Source organism: Oleiphilus sp. HI0123 (assembly GCF_001635315.1).
The window spans coordinates 1-445 of the sequence record NZ_LWGE01000061.1 but is presented as its reverse complement, the minus strand read 5'-3'; the positions used below and the strand labels follow the sequence as shown (position 1 = coordinate 445).

Below are 445 nucleotides of genomic sequence, written 5' to 3'. Positions count from 1 at the left end.
AATATATGATAGTCAAAGGCTTTGATAGAATTAAAAAGGAAGTTGTTAAAAACGGTTCTTTCCCTCCATTTGGCTTGACGCTGTCTCCTGATGCCGAGTTTAAAGCAGTCATTCCAGATATTGAAGCAAAACTACCTTCACAGGTTGTTCTAGTAAAACTCGCTGAAAGCATGGCAGCTATTGCTCAAACGCGTTCAATGTGGGCAGTTGGTATTATGTATATTAGGGCCATCAAGCGAGATGACGGTACATATCTCCAGAGAATTATCGTGATGACAGAACATATTGCTGGTTGGGCTCGCCATTGGGCATACCCTTTTAAGATGGAGGATGGAGAGTTTAAATTGGGTACCCCTCAAGAATTGGAAGTAAAGCCGGTTTACTTTACTAAAAAATAAAAGCCTTGTTTTATTAAAGCCGCCTATAAAGGCGGTTTTTTCGTTTA

The 445-nt window shown here is 40.0% G+C and carries 1 protein-coding gene; it reads left to right on the top strand.

Annotated features, from left to right (window positions below):
- On the top strand, positions 1-398 hold a 398-nt coding region (locus A3761_RS26495; protein WP_197472681.1), incomplete at its 5' end, for a hypothetical protein.
- Positions 399-445: the final 47 nt, after the last annotated feature.